Below are 20289 nucleotides of genomic sequence, written 5' to 3' on the forward strand. Positions count from 1 at the left end.
GCCAGTTACATAGAATCACATGTCGAATTCAGTCAAAGGAGTGTTTCGTATGAATGATAAGACCAGAACCGAAGAGACAATCACTGTACCTAAAGGTTCAGCTGACTCACTACATGTCCATATTCCCTATAACGCTGTACATATTCAACACATTCGTCAGATATCGGGTAGACGAATTTAGAGATCCATTCAGCGAAGCTAAACCTAGAATTCCACGATAACCTTCTGTATTGACGCCTGTACAATCATCAAGCCTCTAGGAGGCACTCGACCTTCTTCAAGGAACACCACAATCCCACCCAGTAACTTTGCGAATTACTTCTTGTGTAATATACTTAGTATATTAATATTATGATGTCAGGGTGGTTTTGTGGAATTGCATTTATACGAGCAGATATATAGCTATATTGTACAAGAGATTAAAGAAGGTCGTTTAAAAGAAGGTGACCGGGTCTCTTCTGAAAAAGAGTTGGCTGAACAATTTGGCGTCAGTCGTATTACATCTAAAAAGGCTCTGGAGAAATTAGCAGATTCTGGGGTTATTAAACGAATACAAGGAAAAGGTTCATATGTAGCCGATGGTATCATTGGAGGACAAGAACCGAAGCATTATTCAGAAGTAAGAACAACTTTGGTTCCTGAGGACGATAAGCGGGTGATCGGGTTTATTATACCGAATTTTTCTGACGAGTTTGGCCTGGAACTTCTTAGATCGATGGAAAAGCGGAGTGCTGAGCATAATTATCAACTCATTATCAAGCGAACTTGCGGGGATCGGGATGAGGAAAAACGTGCGATCGACTTATTTATTGGTTTAGGCATCAAAGGATTAATCGTGACCCCCATTCATGGTCAACACTATAATTCTGAACTGCTTCGACTTGTATTAGATCGGTTTCCAATTGTTTTGGCCGATAGATATCTAAAAGGAATTCCGGTTTGTTCGGTATATACAGACAATAAGAAAGCAGCCATGGATCTTACGCGTCATCTGATTAGCAAAGGTCATAAAAAAATCGCCTTTTTATCTCCGCCGGAAGAGAACACTTCAACATTGGAGGAAAGGCTGCTCGGATATACGTTTGCCTTCACCCAGGAAGGAATGAATTTGAACAAAAACTATGTATTGACGAACTTGAAGGGCGCCCTTCCCAAGAACATAAATGGAACAGCGATTGAAAGTGATAAAGAAACAGTAAAGCATTTTTTGAAACAACACCCTGATGTAAAGGCGTTTGTCGCATCGGAATTTCTAATAGCTACCATGCTGGCTCAAGTCATCCACTCGATGGGGAAATCTCTGGAGGAATACGAGATCGTTTGTTTCGACTCCCTGAACGATCACCTGGGTCAACCCATCTTCACTCATATTAAGCAGGACGAGAAGCAGATGGGTGAATTGGCAGTGGATATGTTAATCTCTCAACTGCATGGAACAGCAGTTCCCGAGCTTAACATTATTAAACATCGTATGGTCGTGAAAAATAACGGGTAGGGTCTATACAAGTGCTGCTCAATAGAAGCAAGGATATTGTTCAAAGTGTGTCGAGAAGTCCTGAGGGGCTTTTCGGCACTTTTTTTGATATCAGACATATAAACTTCGAAGCAGGGACCTTCCTGACCTGATATCGCAAGAAGACCCTCGTTTAGACGCGGTCTGTCTTCTATGAAGTGTGTGGATAGGCGTTTTTCTTATGGTTAAGCATGTTTCATATCAGGGAATTGGTTAGGGGACCGGAGGTTAACCAACCTTGAAACGTCGGTTTCTATATCTAAATTATAGCCATAGATCATGAATAGTGATGTCGTAATATTGCAATTGACATGTTTTATAATGTCATATTAATATACTTAGTATAACTGGTGGGTTCTTATAACAAATTCACGGTGTTCATCATTTTCTGATTTTAATAGTTCATATCACCAAAGTTGTTAGCGCTTACATAAGTTGTGGATAATCAGAAAATGAAGTGGACCCTATAGGAATCCAAGTTAAACGAATTCATTTAACTTAAGGGGGACTTTGAATGAGGAGATCCAAAAGATTCGCATTTCCAATTCTTGTTTGCTTTCTGGTTATGGTACTACTTGTAACGGCTTGTTCAACGAATGGAGGCTCTAGCGATCAGGCCGGAGAGGGGATTACAACGGTTACGATGTGGCATGGTCTTACCTCAATTGATTTAGATAATATGAATAAAGTCGTGAAGGCATTTGAAGAGAAAAACCCTACGATCAAAATGAACTTGGTTTATACAGAATCCAACGAGGGATCCGATCAGAAGCTGTTGACTGCAGTCGCAGGCGGCAATCCTCCTGACGTTGCACTTTTCGATCGGTTTAAGGTCGGTACTTGGGCTGCGCAAGGTTCTCTGACTGACTTATCCTCGATGGCAGCAGAATCCGGAATACGTAAGGAAATGTATTATCCATTTGCATGGGAGGAGTCCAGTTATCAAGGAAAGTTTTATGCAATGCCGATGGATACAGACTCTCGCCTGCTATTTTACAATAAGGATCATTTCAAAGAAGTGGGGTTGGATCCCAACAAACCACCACAAACGATCGCCGAGCTTGAAGCGGCCGCCGATAAGTTAACCATCAAGGAAGGTAAACGTTTCAAACGGATTGGGTTCATCCCATGGTATTCGCAAGGCTGGCTGTATACTTGGGGATGGGCATTTGGAGGAGAATTCCAGGATGCTGCCACCGGCAAAATTACGGCAAATGATCCTAAAGTCGTGGAAGCGCTACAATGGATGACCGACTTCGGCAAAAAATACAATGTCGAGGATATTGCGGGATTCACAAGCGCAGCAGGCACGGAGGAAATGGATCCGTTCATTTCTGGTCAAGTCAGCATGAAGATAAGTGGAAACTTTACGGTGAAGGGTATCGAAAAATTTAAGCCGGATTTAAATTACGGTGTTGCACCCATACCGACCCCAACAGGTACTAATTTTACGACATGGTCGGGAGGCGGGTCCGCTATTATCCCTAAAGGCGCCAAGAACGTCGCTGCTGCTTGGAAATTCCTCGAATTCTTAGGGAAAGAAGAAGGGCAAACGTTATTAAACGCTGACTCTCAAATTTCCGTTATTGATTCGGTTAACGACAAATACGGTTACAAAGACGATCCGATTATGAAGGAATTTATTAATATTTTGCCCAATTCACACAACCGCCCAGTTATTCCTGAAGGACAACTGCTGTGGAATGAGTTAGCTTCCGCTACGGAAAAGGCAACCCGCGGTAACGGTACTCCGAAAGAGAACCTGGATAGAGTAACAGAGACTGTTAATAAGGCTTTAGAAAAATACGACAAATAGAGTGCTCGGTAGGCAGGGAGCGAACTCTCTCTCCTTGCCTATTCATGAATGACACTTGGAAGGAGAATGTACATGGTGAAACTGGCCGATCCAGTTCAAGTAAAAGCAATTCCATCGGCAAGTAAACGAGCACTCCACAGAACTAACGCGATTGGGTGGCTGTTTGCTTCACCTTGGGCTATAGGGCTGCTATGCTTTTATGCAATTCCGATGCTAATGTCCATCTACTTCAGCTTCACTACTTACAGCATTCTGCAGCCTGGTGAATTTATCGGAATGAATAATTATAAAGAGCTTTTTCATGATCCTCTATTTTGGAAATCCATATACAACACGATTTATTTTACGGTATTTTTTGTTCCATTAAGTATATTTTTCGGTGTGGCACTCGCTATGATGTTGAATATGAAGGTCAAGGGTATGGCTGTATTCAGAACAATCTTTTTCTTACCTACTCTAGTGCCACAAGTGGCTCTGGCTGTTCTGTGGATGTGGCTGTTACATCCAAACTTCGGATTGGTGAACGGGATGTTAGCGAATATCGGTATCGATGGGCCCGCTTGGCTTGGTGGTGAGTCATGGTCCAAGCCCTCTCTCATTCTGATGTCGCTTTGGGGTATTGGGCAAGCTGTCGTTATCTACCTTGCTGGATTAGGAGACATCCCTGAGGAGTACTATGAAGCGGCGCAAATCGATGGAGCTAACTGGTTTCAGAAAACGAGAAAGGTAACCCTGCCTTTGCTCACTCCCGTTATTTTCTACAACCTTGTCATGGGAATGATTGGTGCATTCCAACAGTTTACTCTTCCCTATACATTGACCAAAGGGCAAGGAACTCCTGCAAATTCCATGACTTTCTACGTCATGTATTTATATGAGAACGGCTTTAGGTATTTCAAAATGGGTTATGCTTCCGCAATGGCCTGGATCTTATTTATTATCGTTATGGCATTAACCGGAATTATTTTTATTACGTCTAAACGCTGGGTTCATTATCAGGGGAAATAAGGAGGAGGAAGTAAGGGATGAATCCTACCGCTATCAAAAGAATCAATCGTGCCTTAGCCTATGTATGTCTAATTGTTGCTTCTGCATTTTTCATGATTCCGTTCATTTGGCTGCTTTCGACTTCTCTTAAACCACTCACACAAATCTTTACATTCCCACCAGAGTGGATTCCGCGTCCAATTCTGTGGAGTAATTATTCCCGTGCTGTTGAATATATCCCTTTCTGGACATATCTGAAAAACACGGCGATTATAACTATCGTTAGTACGCTTGGTGTGATCATATCCTGTCCCTTGGTTGCATATAGTTTTGCCAAGTTAGAGTACCGTGGGAGAGGTTTACTTTTCTTTGTTACCCTTGCTGTTATGATGATTCCCGGACAGGTGACCATGATTCCTCTATTCCTTTTGTTTACTAAATTAGGTTGGGTAGGAACACCTCTTCCACTGATTGTACCCCAATTTTTTGGAGTGCCCATTTACATTTTTCTGTTGCGGCAATTTTTTATGGGACTGCCTGATGCCCTGCGCGAAGCGGCCCGCTTGGACGGCGCTAGTGAGTTCCGCATATATTTACAGATCATGTTTCCACTAGCCAAATCCGCCGTATTAGCCGTGGCATTGTTTCAATTTATGGGGAGCTGGACTGATTTCATGGGCCCCTTGCTCTATTTAACCAATGAACCATCTTACACGGTTTCGCTCGGATTGCAGCAATTTCAGAGTCAAAAGGGATCCGAATGGGGTCTATTAATGGCGGTATCCACCTTGATGACATTACCTATTATTGTTTTGTTCTTTTTTCTTCAAAAGACGTTTATTAGCGGCATTACATTTAGCGGTATAAAAGGTTGAACATCATTTGTATCAGCTCCAGCGATACTGAATTTGATTAAACGCAAGGGTGGAAAAAAGTTAATATGCAAATAGGCAGAGATGTGTAAAGCAGAAGCTGCCTTTTTGCGTATCAATGCATTTTGCATAATAATGAGGCTCGCGGGCAGATGGAACGATAGTTTGTGGATTTGATACAAATGTAAACTTAATTACGAAAAATAGGATTTTAATAATGTGACTCCAACTCAAGGAAAATTCCAATCTGACACTTGTGCATTACTAAGTATTATTTAATGAAGCCTGTGATTCCGTTGTATAACATAATATTCAATCAGCGACCTTGGGGGATGCACCTATGGGATGTAGCAGCGTAACACAAGCTGCATGGCCGATTGGCTTATGCAGCAGGAGGAAGCGCCACGACGATGAAGTCGCGGCGCTTTTTTGCGTGCATCACGGCGTAGCTATCGTGATGCACCAAGTGTTGCCATCATGAAAGTGTGCTCGTGATGGCAGCATGAGCACCGCAATAATGCACGCGGTGCAACCCCATGAAGTACTGCCCCATTGGGAGCAGCAACTCATCCTGACGCGGCTTGCCATTGCATAAGCCGCGCTCCGTTTCACCTTTTACAACACTAAAAGCATCATTTAAATCGAAGAAAACAACATGATATAATCAAAGCAAAACGGATCAAGGCAGGAGAGTTAGAGAGCATGGATGATTTTACGAAGAAACGCATTCAAAAGATTATGGACCATTACACCGAGAAGGCTGTACCCGAGCATGTGTAAAGTCAGATAAAGATTAGTTATAAAATCAGAGGACAACATGTGACGTTGATTGAAGAAAGACAAACCTTTCAAAGTGATCAATGGGCACAGATGCCGGTAGCACAGTTCAGTTTGGATGAGAAGGCATGGAAAGTGTATTGGCAGGACAGTAAAGGCAAGTGGCATTACATCGATGATATCGATCCGAACGGAGATTTTGAAAAACAGCTCAAGATCGTGGACGAGGGTCATAACGGAATGTTCTGGGGTTAATTTTTCGTATATCAAATCGGGAACTATTGAAGAGACGGAGGCCACAGAATGGATCTGAAGACGTACCTGGCAGAGAATTTTCCAAACCTGACCTTAGAACCGCCCCTTTTTTATAATTGGGATGTTGCAATACGATTCGAGCTTGGCAATCCTCTGATGTTTGGAATGAATACGGAGCATTACATGGAACAAGTTTATCATCGATCAATTGAATTATTTAAGGCTCTTCATGATCAAGAAGATGAAGTCCTATTAATAACTCAAGCTTATTTTGCAGATAAGCCTAAACACAAAGTGAAGAAATTGAACCTGTACAGGAAATATATCAAGAAGAAAGGGCCGATTAGAGCCTTGAGCCTTGAGATAATTCCAGGTTTGGATTGTGAATCGGATGACATCTCAGACCCAAGAAACAACATGTATAGGTACTGGACTAAATGTAGAGTTGAGGACTTGAAATATAATCAGTTAATCAAAGCTATATGTAATCATGATGTTGGAATTAAGCCAAAGATTTATCATAGGGTGTATTTCATTAATATAAGTAAGAAAACGATATTTCATATCTATGATGATAGAGGTTGCGATGTTATTTCAGCATCAAGGGAAGCGCTAGTGGATATCTATTCAGAATATAACGATTGGATTTTAGATTATGATCGAGACAGAATTAACAATGTATTTCTAGGATAATGCGGGAAAACCTGAAATTCAATCGATTATAATCCCTAATGGAATGGATGATCGATGATCCAAGACAGTATTCGGATGTTGATCGTGCAGGGGGGAATGTAGCTATATGGTACCTAAAAGTAGGCTATCTATTAAAGAAACCGGAGATGCCCGAAGCAAATATTGCAATTCAGACCCAAATGGTCAATGGTGGTGCGATCAGTTTACACGGAAAATCAAATCAAGATTGGATATGAAGTGAAAGGATTCAGTTTGGAGGAATATAATATTGCTTGTGAGCTTTATCATGACGGACATTTGATTTCAACTTCTGGCTCAACAGGTGGAGGTTTAATAGAACTGAATGAAAAGCATCATTACTTCATTGGTCATGAGGATGTAACTGAAATGAATCTTCCTGAATCTATACATCTAAATGTGGAGATTAAAGTGATACCCAATGATTTTAGACAAAAATCGATAACTTCATCATTTGCCGTAAGTCTTGATAAAGAAGTGCAATAGATTGAAGGGAGCAGCTATGTCCGCAAAGGGATGATCGTTGCATCATGAAAACCTTAATCCGGATTATACTTCTCCATGACAGAGTTACGAAATGTTTCGTATTCGGATAACTCTTCTACAGTGGAGGATTGAGGTACACTATATTGAGTTATCCCTTCAAGGCTGAATTTGCCCAAGTTATCATTGATTAATCCATAATCACCAAAGGTGTTTTTCATCAAGAAAAGCACACTTTTATCACCCTTCTGCAGCTCTACATAGTCATCAACTGTATATTTAACGTCTCCTTCGAGGCTAACGGGTTCAATGATTGTTAATTCGTTCTGATCTGAAGGGAAATCGTCGGGTTTCTTCAATATCTTTTCAATCTTGATGTTTGTGTTGGTGTGAAAGGATTGCATGGTCCCATCATCAAATGCAGTAATAATATGCTCTCGATCTCTGAAATCTCCTGTTGCATAACCAATGACGATCAGTTCAGCGGACGCATCCAGCTCATCTATTTCACGAAATGTTAAAGAGTTAGCTGAAAGGTTGACGACTTTATGAATAGGCACGTCCGATTTCGATTGACCATTTACGTAAGCGATTGCACCAGCAGAGATAGCCAATACGAATAAAGAGACTAGAACAACCTTCTTTTTGAAAAAAGACATGATCTCATCCTCTCTGTTAGATTTAACTTCTTTTAAAAGCACCTTGCTTCATTTCTACTATACACATATCTGAAAATTATTGTAAATTGAATGTCTAGCAGAATATCAATTCTGAATTCAGAATCTAAAATAAGCGTGACCATAAATTTTGATAGAAGAAATTCAAGGAGGGTCCTATGAAGACCATCGTTTATATGGTAAGGCATGCGGAGTCACCGTATACGGAAGGAACGGAAAGAACGAGGGGGCTTACTTTGGAGGGCAAGATGAATGCAGAACGAATAACGGAAATATTAACGAATGAAGGAATACATTCCATCATCTCAAGTCCTTATGCCAGGGCTATTCTGACCTTAGAGGGTGTGGCAGCAGCGTTAGAATTAGATATTCAGATCATGGAGGATCTCCGAGAAAGACATTTTTCAGATGATATGATTGCGGATGAAGAGTTCGAGCCTGCTTCGAAGAAGATGTTTGATGACCCGGATTATGCATTGCCAGGAGGCGAGTCGAACACGGTTTGCCAGAATAGAGCAGTGGGCGTGTTGAAACAGATTTTAGAAGAATACAAGGGTAAAAAAGTGGCGATCGGCACACACGGACATGTAATGACGTTGATGATGAATTACTTTGATTCGAGTTACGGATTGGATTTTATGAATCAAACCAAGAAACCGGACATTTATCGATTACAATTTGAAGAGATAGAATTAGAGAACGTGACAAGGCTATGGGGCGAATAGGGTGAAAGTGAATAGGCGAGAACGCTTGTTCATAATTTTGGTTACAGGTAAAATACAGACATCATTATATATGGAAGGGATTGATTCTATTGACGTTACAAAACTTGTTTCATGAAAAACCAACGAAACTATGGAACGAGAGAATGGTTAAACACGGAGATGAGCTTTTTCACAGAAGAGAGATTACTCATGTCTGATCAAGCCCTGGATACATATTTGCACCAATTAACAGCATTACAAGAAACGAAAGATTCTGAGCGCATGATGAAGGCTGTAGAAGAAGCTGTGGTTAGGTTTAAATGAAATGAATGAGGCCAATGGTTACTTTATTGAAACGATGGAACGTGAAGAATTGGCTGATTTTATAGACAAGGCAGCTAGGCTGGCTGGATTAGACATTGAGGAGGATGAAGATATTACGGAAGAATGGAGAGAGTGGTAAACGGTGTAACAGAAGAGGAGATGGTACCGATTGAATCAACAGGAATATGGCCGCTATTTATTAGCGATGGGTGGAGAAGAATTCAAGCCAGCGGATGATGCTGAAGTTGAAGCAGACCATCTTTACGGATTTTTTCAGTGGTTTATGCCATCGGGAGCAGGCGTTGAACGTGTGTTTGAGCCTATTCCAGACGGTCAGCGTTTTTTGGATAGAATACGTCCGATCTATGAGATGTTGAATCCTGAGGACTTCGCCGGCGAATATGTGCCAGGATATTTCAACGGTGGAAATGAGCCTGCTTCTGAGGCAATGTTGCGTGGTCTGGGGGAGAAGCTGGTTCAAAATTTGAAGAGTCTGTTCTCCATGGTACCGGAAGATGACGAAGCGGCTGACGTAGCAAATGAAGCATTACAAGATTTGGCAAGTCTTACGGAGGTCGTTGTATTACCTACAAGCGAAATTAACAAGCTGGAGCAAAGATTGATTCAAGGCACGGATGAAGAAGATGGAGAGGTCGTTTACGAAGCACTCGGAGAACTCCTCAGTTCGCGCAGTGATTATGATGAAACCATCGAGCTATTAAGCGAAGCGTACTATTCCATCGCTTGCGATTATTGGATATCCTACTACTTGCAGTGGCCCCGCTATCAAGGTCTACAGGAGGCGGAAGACTGCCTGCATCCTTACTTTGAGCTATACCGTTATGGCTATAATCTTCATTGGACTCAAAATAAGCTATTCATCGGCAGACGCTAAAGAATGTTGGGGTTTGAAACTAGTAGTCAAACAGTCATTAGTCAACAAGAGGACAAGGATAAGAAGAATGAAAGAGGAGTAGAAGAAGCAGAACTCCTGGGTAGACATTAGTTAAACGGAGAAATTCTAAGCGCTTAAGGTCATTTGGAATATTCTACCCAACAAGGAGTTACTGGTATGAAGATAGAACCGAATAAAGAGTTTGCTTGTAAGATGGGTATTATGCTCGATAGTAAATTAATCTGGTACAAACACTTTCATCCTTTTTGTGATGACATTATCCTTGAGTACACGAACCCGCCGTTCTGGATCATAGAACTAGCCACGGTGCGTTATCAAGGCAGCGCTATTGAAATCGTTAACAAATATATTCACTCAGAACCTTGTATTACTTACTACAATAGTAAACTTTTCGATCAATACATTGCTTGTTTGTACATAAAGTACGACAGAAGAGAAATATCCTGGGCCAGCTTTCTGCTGGAGTCTGGCCAGTATGCTGACAGTTGTGAAGCTGTGAAAGAGCCTTGTGAATATTTCTTTGAATTATTGACTGAATATGAAGCCGAAGAATTTAACATTGAGGTTGAACATAAACAAAGAGAAGAAATATGGGGTAAGTTTCGGGGCGAAATTCATGAAATGCAGGAGCTCTATGATGTGTTTAGGGAGTATTTTAAACAATATACTATGAAGGAAAGAGAAGCATCAAAATAAAATTTGCATTATGATTTTGTTGAAAAAGTGATTCATCGGACACGTAAATCACTGACAAGGAAGAAATAGAGACCTATTTATTCGATTTTGCTTCTAGGATGTATAACAGCTTATAAGGGAAGGCCTCATGTAATTTTATAGATAAGGGTGATCAATATGGAGCGAGGACTCATTATATTTTTGAACGGTACGTCAAGTTCGGGGAAGACAAGCATTGCGATGGAAATGAAAAATCAGGGAGACATTCCGTTTCATCATCTATCTGTAGATCAATTTTTGCATAATTATGATCAATTTATCGACAATACATACCCAGATATGAATCCAACAAGAGAAGTGGAACACCATGTGATGACCGATATCCTGTTCGACCCCATCAATTCGTTGTACTGTGCAACCATTAAACTGTTTTCGGAGATGGGTCTAAATGTCATCGTGGATACGGTCATCAGCAATGACAAGTGGTTTAACGATTTTTATAATTTACTATCGGATTATCCGATACTGTTTGTAGGCGTGCAGTGCTCGAAAGAAGAACTCACCAGAAGAGAGCAGAGCAGGGGAGATCGCGAGATTGGACTTGCCCATTCCCAGTTCGACTACATCTACTCTTATGATGAATATGATCTGGAAGTGAATACGGAAGAGCTTAGCTCAGCTGCATGTGCGGAAAAGATATTAAGTTATATCAAGTCCGATCAGGAATACTCGGCATTGAAGAAGTTAAGCAGAAGAGAGGTAAAAACATCGTAAAAGTAATGAATTCAAGGCCAAGGCTGGTAGGCTGGCGTTTTGATGATGAGGTTAGGTCGGATCATCCGGAAGACTGGAATTGGATAGAGATCACAATGGTTTTCACAGATGGTTCTAGACGATGGAGCATCTTATATACACCAGAACGTTTGCTAAATAATTTGTCTCGACTGGACATTGACCCACCAGGTCTTCATATGCAGCAACTGATTGTTGTTAGAAGCTATGAAGTGGATGACATTGAGAGAGTGTTGAACGTTTTTGATGAAGAAGATAAATTGATCGAGGCATCAAAGGAATATCCAGAGTAGCTTTGAAATGATGAGTTCTATATAAGATGTGTTAATGCATGTTGGAAGGTTGTCTGATTCTCTATGGAATAGAGAAGGCCCTTCCTCTTTTTGATTTTATAATTTTTGTGGACAAGGAGGGCAACGCAATGAATCCAGAAGACCATATCCAACATATGTTGCAGGTGATCATCGAAAAAACACAATCCATCATTAAGGATAGCAATAAACAATCCCTCGGCTCACTGGAATATTTCCTGGGACATATTTTGGAGTATCGGGATGGACAGCAATACTTGTCTAATGAGTGGCATATCCGCACACCGCGCTGGCTGGGGGAGTATGGAAATACACCGGAGGAAGAAGAGCTTCTTTCGGATATCTACCGATTGCAAGCGTACATTGCAGAAAAGTTAAAGGGCGGATAAGTGATTCGTGATGTCGCATTAGTCCGGCTGAAATGTCGCAAAAGTACATGGTAACACGATACGGAGATCGTATATACTCTCTTTATGTTTCGATAATGAAAATCATTATCACTAGTATACATAAGGGGGATTTACAAATGAAACAAGGAACAAAGGGGCAAGCAGCCGGAACCAAAGGCTATGCTGCTCACAAATCACGATTACTCATGGGCTTGATGTTGGCCCTTATTCTTGTATTGACAGCTTGCGGTGCTGCAACAGGTACAGATAGCGGTAAGCAATCTGCGGCAACACCAGCAGAGACACCTGCGAATGCGGAAACACAGACGGATGGAGCTTTTCCCGTAACGATCAAGGGTATGAAGGGTGACATCACTCTAAACGAAAAACCACAGAGAATTGCAATTCTCGATGTTAAATTTTTGGATCAAATGTTAGCGATCGGTGAGAAGCCAGCAGGTAGTGTTATTGCAGGAGGGAATACCGATTTTCCAGAATATTTAGGAGACCAACCGAATGGCGTAGAAGTTCTGGGTACACGAGACGAGCCGAACCTGGAAGCGATTGTTGCACTCGACCCGGATCTGATCATCATGACTGACTTCCAGGAGAAACAGTATGAAAGTGTAAGCAAAATTGCACCTACCCTCGTACTTGACTTCTACGAAGACTGGCGTGATACGCTAGCTACAGTAGCTCAGATTACAGACAAGCAGGACGAGGCAGAGAAAGTACGTACAGCGTATGAAGACAAAATTGCCGGGCTGAAGACACAATTGTCAGAGAAGCTGGGCGATGAAACGGTGGCGATCATTCGTCCACGAAAAGAAGGAATTCGTGTTCACGGTATTGAGCACCGCATTGGTGGTATTATGTACAATGACTTGGGGCTGAAGATGCCTGCTGTGGTACAGGAGATTAATGAAGATGGTTCCGTTGAAATCTCGATGGAAAAGGTGCCTGAGATCGGGGCAGATCGTTACTTTGTCCTGTCGGATGAGCTGTTTGCGGCAGAAGCAGAAGCTATGGTGAGTAATCCCGTGTGGAAGTCCCTGGATGCTGTTAAAAATAACCGCACGTATGATGTGAACTCAACACTTTGGATCGCTTATTATGGACCGCTTGCGATTAATCTGATTGTAGATCAGGCAGCGGAAGCCCTGCTCGGATCGAATTAATATGAACCCATATCTCTCGACAGACTTATGGAAAGAGACGGTAGAGGATCATTCGATTTTGCTTGGTGAGCCGCCTGATCATAGTGTCCGTACCATTGCTTTGAGTGAGTTGCATGACGAAGAGGCGTGTCGAGAGTATATCCGCTGGTTTCAGAATTATATCGATGCGCCTGACATGAAAGTGGCAGCCTCCATGTTGGCCAAGCGGCTTGGATATCTATGGACGACTCCGCTCGTGACTGCGATGACGTTTCATCATCAGCATGTAACCTTTCAGCTGGAGAACAGTTATCTCTATCATCCGGCGCTCTCAGATCAGGAGGGCGGTACACGGTTTCCTTTTCTAGCGGTGAATGGGCTTCAGGCTGAAGAACTGACTGGAGACAGGAACGTATGGCGGGAAAAAGTGGTCCAGGAGATGTTTGCGGTACAGCTGACACCTTTGTTAAAGACACTTGCTGCGATTGCACCTCTTTCGATGAGCATTCTCTGGGAGAATATTATGGTACGGATTGGCCGACTATTCGCTCCTGATGAAGGCGAGACGGAGCAGGAACGTAAGATCATTCGAGAGGACTTCTCCTATCTGACGCAGGTGGCATCCGGACAAGTGTTTGGTGAGAGGAAGAATCCGTTGACCCGCTTCACCGAGTGTAAGGACAATGTGCATGTTGCCAAAAGTGAGCGGATCACCTGTTGTTTCTATTACCAGATGTCAGGGGAATATTGTCTCAAATGTCCGAAAATTGACAATGAGAAAGAATCTCAATTAAAATGACAACAGCAACAATTTTACCATTGCTATTGTCAGGAGATGAGAGAAATGCCGCTGCAAGAACAGACAAGTCTATGGAGTGATACGACGATCAAGATGCTTGACGGGTATAGCGGTACTTTGCAGACAAGCAGTGTTCTTAGCGAAACCGAATTAACCTCGAATGTATTGCTGCTGGCAATAGGCGGGGAAGGGGAGCTTGCAATGAATGGTGAAGTTTGCCACATTGGAGCTTCTTTTGCTTGTCATGTGGCGAAGGGAACATCCTTTACGCTGACGGCCAGATCAGACGAACTTTATTATATCTTGATTATGTATGAGGCTTCTTCCCTGGAAGGAGCCTCCCATGCGTTGCCCTCGTATCGCAAACATCCGCTGCAAACGTCGTTTATTCAAAATCCTGTGATGCAAGCGGAATGGATTCAGAATGCGGAAAAAATCGTTGCCAAATGGCGCCGCGGCGAAGGGCTGGAACGTTTTCATGCCAATGCGTTGCTCCAGGGGATGATCTACGAACTGATCATGGATTATGAACGTGGTCAAGGCGGAGGAGAGTCCGACATGGTGGATGTTGTCGTGTCCTATATATCATCGCATTATCGCCAGAATCTGGAGCTTAAGGAGCTGGCAGCCCTCGCTGGATGCAGTGTAAGGCAGTTGCAGCGACGATTCAAACAAGAGAAGCAGCTCGGGCCGATGGAGTACGTCATCCAGTTGCGGATGGAGAATGCGTCTAGGATGTTGCTCCATACGGATGCTTCCATTGGGGAAATTGCTGACAAAATGGGCTACCGCGATATGTATTATTTCAGCAGGGCGTTTAAGAAATATTATGGTGTTCCTCCGCTGCGTTATCGACTAGCAGCCGCTTCAGAGCTAGATAAAAACTATGCTCAAGCCTTACTGCGGAATCGCACAGCTTCTTCGTACGAGTCGGCCCAAGGTCCGGTGATCTGCCATATGCGAGGTGAATATCAAGTTACTGAATCACCACAGCGTATTGCCGTACTGGATGTTCAATATGCCGATCATTTGCTCGCGCTTGGGTTGTCTCCAGTAGGAAGTGTAGGATCGGGAAGTGCTGTGGTCAATTTCCCTCAATATATCCGAACAGGACTTCAGGGTACCGAATTACTCGGAACGTATGAGTACCCTGATCTGCTTGCGGTAGAACGATTGTCACCGGATCTGATTATCTGCACCGAGGTGCATGATCAGTATCATGAACGGTTAAGCCGGATTGCTCCAGTGATTATGTTCAAGCGTAATGTGAGCTGGCAGACCATCCTGAGTCTGTTCGGTGAACTGACAGGCAAGCGGACAGAGGCCAAGCGTATACTTGCGGATTATCATCGACGTACTGCTTTGCTGTCCGAAGAACTGGCTCCGGTACTGGCAGGTAAAAGTGTAGCACTGATCCGTCCGCTCGATTCTCTCGTTCGGGTTCACTCTGCCGCTCATCGTACAGGTGCTGTGTTGTACCGTGATCTGGGTCTGCCTGTTCCGTTATTTGTATCCGATACCGCTGACACAGCCTATCATATCTCGGTTGATAGATTACCAGCTGTCCAAGCCAGCCACTACTTTCTGCTTAGCAATGAACTCATGCAGGAGGGAATATCCACGACAGAGCAACGTATTCGGGGGATGCTTGATAAGGATGAGCGACAGCACATACATTCGGTAGATGCCGCGACATGGATTGGCTGTTATGGGCCGATGGGGATCAATGGCATTGTGGATCAGATTGAGCAGGCGTTGTTGGGGTGAGGGGCAGTTGCTGGTGCTAGCCCGCTTGAAGCGAAAGATGGTACGTTCACCTTTTAAAAAATTGATATATTCCAAAAGCATCGGAAGGTCGTCAGATTCCCTGTGGGATGAAGAACGGCCTTTTTGTTTTATTACTATAATGAAAGGTTCCACTGCATACTCGCATTCTACGCAACCCTGCATATATTCAGCGTATTTACAGCCCATTAGATTGTATGGATGAGGGTTTGAGAAAATTAATAAATCTCCCTTATTCTCCAATTTGGTTTCGCAATTGTAACAATATGGGTTAATATATACGTAGTTCAGGCACTAGTAGGAGGTAATTCAGTGAGAAAAAATATTGCGATAATCATACTAATGGTTGGATTGATAATAAGCATGTACTTCAACTATAAATTCAAAGCGTACAAAGACAATCAAGAAGTGGATTACACCGTTAAACTGAATCATGGAACCGAAATTGGTATAAAAGAATCAATCTACAATTTAGATAATGTGATCAAAAGCTTAGAGGACAATTCTTCGAAGGAGACAGTCATACATGGATTAGGAAATGTGGCCGTATCTTTGAAAGTGGGTGAAGAATCATTCATCTTTTTGGATTCCGACATCAGGGAAGATCAATTATCATCAACCTATTTAATCTATAATGTGTTTAGAGATATGTATACGTATATAAGTGTAGAAATCACAGACGACATTATATCGAATAAGATATCGCTAGAAAAAGAATCGAGAAATCAACTGATTAAGGATATAGGAGTGTTTAAACAAGATTTGGAGTATATTGATAGTCAATTTAACGAGGATATTCTGAAAAAACAAAGTCCTAAGTGGATTGAAAACAAATGGAAAGAGTTAATTGGAGAGATTGTAAATCGGAATACGGAGTTTAAGTTATATGAAAGAATTAAAACGAAATACAATCTATAAGTGTTTTGTGGAAGGTAATGAGATCTAAATAACAACATATCTACGCTACGTTGCCTCCACTTCTTTGTCTGCCGAGGGTATTCGAAGAAGTGGAGGCAGCAGGTAACCCTGCACTACCTTATTGAATTGCGACAAGTCGCTGCATCTTTAAAGTAGTGAGGGTTTGTAGATATAAGAACACTTTATGAAATTCTCGATAAAACTTTTTTTGGGGAGGACTTATGAAATCATTACCAATTATCAATACGCCTCCATACTTTAAGATTCTAAATTGTAATATCACCGAGGTTCTAGATGGATTACTAATAGAAGATAATTCTATTTTATTTTTAGACATTTACCATGAAGAAGATCTCGATACCTACTTATCTAAAAATAAAGTATTAAAGTTAGATAATGTGATACAAATAATCGATAACTCAAATAAGATGAGTTTTATACCATATATTAAATCCAAGAAAGATTTATTAGATCAATACAGGTATCAAGACTGGGACTTTTCTTGTATTGTCTTTGATAAAAATTTAAAGTGTCTTTTCTACATAAGAGGAATAGAGGACACAGGAGAGAATGGAATTAGAATAAAAGAAATGGAGCCAAACTTATATAATAAATATTTTTTTAATTATCAAGAATAGAAAGTAACTCTTATGTAGATGAGTAAGGAGGGACATTATGAAGCTTTTTCGTGGAAAAGAAGCCTTAATTCAAGGTACTGATCTTATAAAACCTTTAATATATACGCCTCTAGGAACAATTGAACTTTCTCTTGCTGTCTCCAGCGAATGTTATCTTCCTACTCACTGTGCTCAGCTCAAACATGGCGGCACACTATACCAGTATTACTACGACGCGTTTGATTGCGAGTTATTGCTCTGTAATCTGAACCATAATCTTTCTTCACCTCAGGAAGTAGACGAATGCTGGGGGGCCGTATTTAGAATCAAACCCAATGCATATCATCAGATAAGCACGTGTAGCTTTTCTGCTTCTTGGAAAGAGGGATACAGCTGGGACGATTACGGAGCTGACACGGGAGAAAATCTTGAAGCTGTAGAATATGAGAATGAACAATACCGTCTACACATAGGAACTCAAGAAAAACCACTGATAATGCGAAAAAGAAACCAAGGTGATATGATTCCTAAATTTCTTGCTTTAAATTCTGATTTTGAGAATTATAGTTTTGTCTTACATTCTGATCAAGGCATTGAAGTAGCTATGATACCTATGTCAGAGATGGATTCTCACGAGATATGCCAAGTACATTTTTTAATAGCTTGGAAGAGAAAAATAGAAGATGATATTTCGACTTGGCTAGCTGTAGACCAGCCTACGAAAGAAATCTTAAAGGGAGAAGATATTTGGTAAACGATAAACGAAAATAGTATATAAAGACCAAGAGATACAATTTTGAGCAAGTGGTGGAAGAGTTGTACTACTTTACATAAAAATAGAGGATGAATTTTGATATACGTCTAAGGTAGAAGGAGAGAATGTAAATGAACAACATAAACTCTCATAATTGCAACCTAAATATAAGGTATGATCTACCTGATGAAGTGTGGGATAAAGTTTCTAAAGTATATGAGCGGATGCCAGGGTGGAGTGGTTATAAAAGTGGAATTCCATATTGGTTTGGAACTGAAGAGGATGATGTCTTCATTCAAGCATCCGTTGAGCCTAGTGGATTATCATTTTATGCACAGATGAATAGCGATGTATGGATATCTTGGATAGAAACATTTAAGTTGGAAGCGTCAAAAGTGTTGGGGTTTGATGTTGGCGAACCTGAAGATGGATATGTGTGATGAAAGAAGGAGGATAAAAAGAAAAAATGATAAACTCTATTAGCATTGATGAACGGAATGGGACCACATTTAATGAAGAGATCGTTATGAACCCTACATGGGCAGACAGTTTACGTTTTTTGAGAAAACTCGATGGAGATACATTTACATTAGTTTTTCTTGAGGTATCAGACACAGGTTCAGCATTAGTTGGAGGGGGACCGGAATATTTTGTAGTGTCTATTACAATGGATGAACATATATATACGCTTATGAACGATAAGCAGGGAAATAGTGAAATTTCTCTAGTTATTGGTGGTCAGTTAGGAAATTATTGCGATAACATTTGTATAGAATTAATACCCATGCTTGAAGTACTACAGTATTTTCATGAAACTGGTAAACTACACGAATCACATCAATGGAAGCAAGAATAATATTGACTTTTAAAGTAACTTGAAGAAAAAAATTAGCTTCATCTAACATTAAAATCAACATATTCGGTTGAAAATGCATTTCTAAGGAGCATATTCACTGGAGAGAGTAGCGGATGCAGAATAATTGCCAGAAAAGTTGGAGACAGCATACTGTATTTTTATGTAGATCATAAAGTAATTGAAAATTTTTCGAGTGAACAAATTGTAACGCTTTGTTTATATGAAATGACTTGGCTTGGTTTTACTGAAGAACAAATCAAGAGCAAGACCGATAACTTGGAGAACGACAAATCATCTTAGCAAGTACTACTCAACACAGGAACATTATATGAATCCCAGAAAACTATACATCCATGAAATGAGTGATTTTATGAATATACAAGATTTAAGGGATTGGTCGGATAAGCATAATGCAAGAAATCGGGCAATAGAGGCTTTTTGGCATAACTTAGAAACCTATAGAGTTGAAGATCCTGAGGAGTTTACAGAGTTATTTTGGGATTACGACCAAAAGTATTTGAAAATTTGGATAGAGGATATATCACTCCATATCAAGAGTCTGGAATACCTGGACCCAAGTAATAAAGAGCTTGAATATATTGAAGTTAAGGTCAGAATTGAATATCGAGCAAATCATATAGGCTATTACAGATTAATTTTCGGTATAGACGGCCAGGTTGAAGATGATTATTTTATTTCGGATTGGACTGGATTAAGACTGTATCAAACAAGGAACTTGTTAGAAGATATGATGGAAGAGATCGAAAACGACCTGATCAATGGGGAAATAAAAGAAAAAGAAGCTATGAAATTAATGAAAATCATAGAAGAGAAGAAAGAAAAAATTCGAAACAGCTATGCTGAGTCGTGAGCATAGGAAACGTTATTAATATCATAACGGGAGAGCTTAGCTCAGCCTAAGGCGCAGAAAAATATTAAATTTTTTTAACTTTAGCACCTTGAGCTCGGCAATAGAAAGATATTTTTCAATTATTTAGATTAATTTGGATATTTCCTTGAGGAAGGTACACTGATTCCCTGTGGGATGAAGAAGGGCCTCCCTTGTTTGTTTTGTCATCACAAAAGAAAGGTTCCTCTGATTCACTTCATATTCGCATCCCATACAACCCACCATATAATGAGCGTATTAAAAAAACATTGGACCATATGGACATGTGAGATTAAGTATTCTGATAATTAT

At 41.0% G+C, this 20289-nt stretch carries 27 protein-coding genes; 26 read left to right on the forward strand and 1 reads right to left on the reverse strand.

The window, feature by feature from the left end:
- Positions 1–49 precede the first annotated feature (49 nt).
- The 8 genes from MHB85_RS07560 to MHB85_RS07595 all read left to right on the forward strand — a co-directional run bounded on the left by MHB85_RS07560 (position 50) and on the right by MHB85_RS07595 (position 7417).
- Positions 50–181, forward strand: a complete 132-nt coding sequence (locus MHB85_RS07560) for a hypothetical protein (RefSeq protein WP_256975070.1) — start codon at positions 50–52, stop codon at positions 179–181.
- A gap of 189 nt (positions 182–370) precedes the next feature.
- On the forward strand, positions 371–1495 hold the full coding sequence (locus MHB85_RS07565; RefSeq protein WP_341072738.1) for a GntR family transcriptional regulator: 1125 nt from the start codon (positions 371–373) through the stop codon (positions 1493–1495).
- 532 nt (positions 1496–2027) lie between these two features.
- Entirely contained in the window at positions 2028–3329 is a 1302-nt protein-coding gene (locus tag MHB85_RS07570) for an ABC transporter substrate-binding protein (protein ID WP_341072739.1), read from the forward strand.
- Positions 3330–3401: 72 nt separating this feature from the next.
- Positions 3402–4337, forward strand: a complete 936-nt coding sequence (locus MHB85_RS07575) for a carbohydrate ABC transporter permease (RefSeq protein WP_091015158.1) — start codon at positions 3402–3404, stop codon at positions 4335–4337.
- Between the two features lie 17 nt (positions 4338–4354).
- On the forward strand, positions 4355–5191 hold the full coding sequence (locus MHB85_RS07580) for a carbohydrate ABC transporter permease (protein WP_091015157.1): 837 nt from the start codon (positions 4355–4357) through the stop codon (positions 5189–5191).
- Between the two features lie 789 nt (positions 5192–5980).
- Positions 5981–6220, forward strand: a complete 240-nt coding sequence (locus tag MHB85_RS07585; RefSeq protein ID WP_445739052.1) for a DUF3024 domain-containing protein — start codon at positions 5981–5983, stop codon at positions 6218–6220.
- A 48-nt stretch (positions 6221–6268) separates the two neighbouring features.
- Positions 6269–6913 carry a DUF3885 domain-containing protein gene (locus tag MHB85_RS07590; RefSeq protein WP_341072741.1) on the forward strand — a complete coding sequence of 215 codons (645 nt, stop codon included), beginning with the start codon at positions 6269–6271 and terminating at the stop codon, positions 6911–6913.
- 186 nt (positions 6914–7099) lie between these two features.
- The gene (locus tag MHB85_RS07595) at positions 7100–7417 is read left to right on the forward strand and encodes a hypothetical protein (protein ID WP_341072742.1); all 318 of its coding nucleotides are present in this window, start codon (positions 7100–7102) and stop codon (positions 7415–7417) included.
- A gap of 53 nt (positions 7418–7470) precedes the next feature.
- Here the strand turns inward: MHB85_RS07595 and MHB85_RS07600 are convergent, their stop codons facing one another.
- Positions 7471–8073: a hypothetical protein gene (locus tag MHB85_RS07600; protein ID WP_341072743.1), complete on the reverse strand. Its 603-nt coding sequence runs from the start codon at positions 8071–8073 to the stop codon at positions 7471–7473.
- Positions 8074–8249: 176 nt separating this feature from the next.
- Between MHB85_RS07600 and MHB85_RS07605 the strand changes: the two genes are divergently transcribed.
- From MHB85_RS07605 to MHB85_RS07685, 18 genes are all read left to right on the forward strand, one after another.
- The gene (locus tag MHB85_RS07605; RefSeq protein WP_105597785.1) at positions 8250–8816 is read left to right on the forward strand and encodes a histidine phosphatase family protein; all 567 of its coding nucleotides are present in this window, start codon (positions 8250–8252) and stop codon (positions 8814–8816) included.
- A 111-nt stretch (positions 8817–8927) separates the two neighbouring features.
- Complete coding sequence (locus tag MHB85_RS07610; RefSeq protein ID WP_244661036.1) at positions 8928–9119, forward strand: hypothetical protein; 192 nt, start codon at positions 8928–8930, stop codon at positions 9117–9119.
- 1 nt (position 9120) lies between these two features.
- Complete coding sequence (locus MHB85_RS07615; protein ID WP_244661037.1) at positions 9121–9258, forward strand: hypothetical protein; 138 nt, start codon at positions 9121–9123, stop codon at positions 9256–9258.
- Between the two features lie 30 nt (positions 9259–9288).
- The gene (locus tag MHB85_RS07620) at positions 9289–10014 is read left to right on the forward strand and encodes a hypothetical protein (protein WP_105597786.1); all 726 of its coding nucleotides are present in this window, start codon (positions 9289–9291) and stop codon (positions 10012–10014) included.
- A gap of 177 nt (positions 10015–10191) precedes the next feature.
- Positions 10192–10731: a hypothetical protein gene (locus tag MHB85_RS07625; protein WP_192134407.1), complete on the forward strand. Its 540-nt coding sequence runs from the start codon at positions 10192–10194 to the stop codon at positions 10729–10731.
- A 156-nt stretch (positions 10732–10887) separates the two neighbouring features.
- Positions 10888–11484, forward strand: a complete 597-nt coding sequence (locus MHB85_RS07630) for a chloramphenicol phosphotransferase CPT family protein (RefSeq protein WP_192134409.1) — start codon at positions 10888–10890, stop codon at positions 11482–11484.
- 5 nt (positions 11485–11489) lie between these two features.
- A complete protein-coding gene (locus tag MHB85_RS07635; protein WP_149846446.1) occupies positions 11490–11795 on the forward strand; it encodes a hypothetical protein in 306 nt (101 codons plus the stop codon).
- A gap of 128 nt (positions 11796–11923) precedes the next feature.
- Complete coding sequence (locus MHB85_RS07640; RefSeq protein WP_341072744.1) at positions 11924–12202, forward strand: hypothetical protein; 279 nt, start codon at positions 11924–11926, stop codon at positions 12200–12202.
- A gap of 137 nt (positions 12203–12339) precedes the next feature.
- A complete protein-coding gene (locus MHB85_RS07645) occupies positions 12340–13380 on the forward strand; it encodes an ABC transporter substrate-binding protein (RefSeq protein ID WP_341072745.1) in 1041 nt (346 codons plus the stop codon).
- A gap of 1 nt (position 13381) precedes the next feature.
- Positions 13382–14158, forward strand: coding sequence for an IucA/IucC family C-terminal-domain containing protein (locus MHB85_RS07650; protein ID WP_341072746.1), 777 nt, complete (start codon positions 13382–13384; stop codon positions 14156–14158).
- 45 nt (positions 14159–14203) lie between these two features.
- The gene (locus tag MHB85_RS07655) at positions 14204–15925 is read left to right on the forward strand and encodes a helix-turn-helix domain-containing protein (protein WP_341072747.1); all 1722 of its coding nucleotides are present in this window, start codon (positions 14204–14206) and stop codon (positions 15923–15925) included.
- Between the two features lie 330 nt (positions 15926–16255).
- Positions 16256–16861 carry an oxidoreductase gene (locus MHB85_RS07660; protein ID WP_341072748.1) on the forward strand — a complete coding sequence of 202 codons (606 nt, stop codon included), beginning with the start codon at positions 16256–16258 and terminating at the stop codon, positions 16859–16861.
- A gap of 221 nt (positions 16862–17082) precedes the next feature.
- Positions 17083–17499 carry a hypothetical protein gene (locus tag MHB85_RS07665; protein WP_150366416.1) on the forward strand — a complete coding sequence of 139 codons (417 nt, stop codon included), beginning with the start codon at positions 17083–17085 and terminating at the stop codon, positions 17497–17499.
- Positions 17500–17536: 37 nt separating this feature from the next.
- The gene (locus tag MHB85_RS07670; protein ID WP_192134418.1) at positions 17537–18232 is read left to right on the forward strand and encodes a hypothetical protein; all 696 of its coding nucleotides are present in this window, start codon (positions 17537–17539) and stop codon (positions 18230–18232) included.
- A gap of 131 nt (positions 18233–18363) precedes the next feature.
- Positions 18364–18672, forward strand: a complete 309-nt coding sequence (locus MHB85_RS07675) for a hypothetical protein (RefSeq protein ID WP_192134420.1) — start codon at positions 18364–18366, stop codon at positions 18670–18672.
- Positions 18673–18698: 26 nt separating this feature from the next.
- On the forward strand, positions 18699–19088 hold the full coding sequence (locus tag MHB85_RS07680) for a hypothetical protein (protein ID WP_192134422.1): 390 nt from the start codon (positions 18699–18701) through the stop codon (positions 19086–19088).
- A 150-nt stretch (positions 19089–19238) separates the two neighbouring features.
- A complete protein-coding gene (locus MHB85_RS31180; protein WP_445739053.1) occupies positions 19239–19388 on the forward strand; it encodes a DUF6557 family protein in 150 nt (49 codons plus the stop codon).
- A 70-nt stretch (positions 19389–19458) separates the two neighbouring features.
- Positions 19459–19959, forward strand: coding sequence for a hypothetical protein (locus tag MHB85_RS07685; RefSeq protein WP_192134778.1), 501 nt, complete (start codon positions 19459–19461; stop codon positions 19957–19959).
- The last annotated feature ends 330 nt before the right edge of the window (positions 19960–20289 follow it).

The sequence above is a fragment of the Paenibacillus sp. FSL K6-4396 genome (assembly GCF_038002525.1).
GTDB lineage: Bacteria > Bacillota > Bacilli > Paenibacillales > Paenibacillaceae > Paenibacillus > Paenibacillus amylolyticus_B.